This is a genomic window from Vibrio atypicus, assembly GCF_009811315.1.
Lineage (GTDB): Bacteria > Pseudomonadota > Gammaproteobacteria > Enterobacterales > Vibrionaceae > Vibrio > Vibrio atypicus.
The window spans coordinates 1-1461 of the sequence record NZ_BLID01000025.1; the positions used below are offsets into that span (position 1 = coordinate 1).

The following is a 1461-nucleotide window of genomic DNA, read 5'->3' on the forward strand; positions in this document are numbered from 1 at the left end:
TAATCATCGTATAAGGAGGTGATCCAGCGCCAGGTTCCCCTAGCGCTACCTTGTTACGACTTCACCCCAGTCATGAACCACAAAGTGGTGAGCGTCCCCCCGAAGGTTAAACTACCCACTTCTTTTGCAGCCCACTCCCATGGTGTGACGGGCGGTGTGTACAAGGCCCGGGAACGTATTCACCGTGGCATTCTGATCCACGATTACTAGCGATTCCGACTTCATGGAGTCGAGTTGCAGACTCCAATCCGGACTACGACGCACTTTTTGGGATTCGCTCACTTTCGCAAGTTGGCCGCCCTCTGTATGCGCCATTGTAGCACGTGTGTAGCCCTACTCGTAAGGGCCATGATGACTTGACGTCGTCCCCACCTTCCTCCGGTTTATCACCGGCAGTCTCCCTGGAGTTCCCGACATTACTCGCTGGCAAACAAGGATAAGGGTTGCGCTCGTTGCGGGACTTAACCCAACATTTCACAACACGAGCTGACGACAGCCATGCAGCACCTGTCTCAGAGTTCCCGAAGGCACCAATCCATCTCTGGAAAGTTCTCTGGATGTCAAGAGTAGGTAAGGTTCTTCGCGTTGCATCGAATTAAACCACATGCTCCACCGCTTGTGCGGGCCCCCGTCAATTCATTTGAGTTTTAATCTTGCGACCGTACTCCCCAGGCGGTCTACTTAACGCGTTAGCTCCGAAAGCCACGGCTCAAGGCCACAACCTCCAAGTAGACATCGTTTACGGCGTGGACTACCAGGGTATCTAATCCTGTTTGCTCCCCACGCTTTCGCATCTGAGTGTCAGTATCTGTCCAGGGGGCCGCCTTCGCCACCGGTATTCCTTCAGATCTCTACGCATTTCACCGCTACACCTGAAATTCTACCCCCCTCTACAGTACTCTAGTCCGCCAGTTTCAAATGCTATTCCGAGGTTGAGCCCCGGGCTTTCACATCTGACTTAACGAACCACCTGCATGCGCTTTACGCCCAGTAATTCCGATTAACGCTCGCACCCTCCGTATTACCGCGGCTGCTGGCACGGAGTTAGCCGGTGCTTCTTCTGTCGCTAACGTCAAATCCATACGCTATTAACGTATGAACCTTCCTCACGACTGAAAGTACTTTACAACCCGAAGGCCTTCTTCATACACGCGGCATGGCTGCATCAGGCTTGCGCCCATTGTGCAATATTCCCCACTGCTGCCTCCCGTAGGAGTCTGGACCGTGTCTCAGTTCCAGTGTGGCTGATCATCCTCTCAGACCAGCTAGGGATCGTCGCCTTGGTGAGCCATTACCTCACCAACTAGCTAATCCCACCTGGGCATATCCTGACGCGAGAGGCCCGAAGGTCCCCCTCTTTGGCCCGAAGGCATTATGCGGTATTAGCCATCGTTTCCAATGGTTATCCCCCACATCAGGGCAATTTCCCAGGCATTACTCACCCGTCCGCCGCTCGACGCC

The 1461-nt window shown here is 54.1% G+C and carries 1 rRNA gene; it reads right to left on the reverse strand.

Going from position 1 to position 1461, the window contains the following annotated elements:
- Nucleotides 1-11 precede the first annotated feature (11 nt).
- Nucleotides 12-1461, reverse strand: a 16S ribosomal RNA gene (locus tag GVO60_RS22090); the annotation flags it as partial.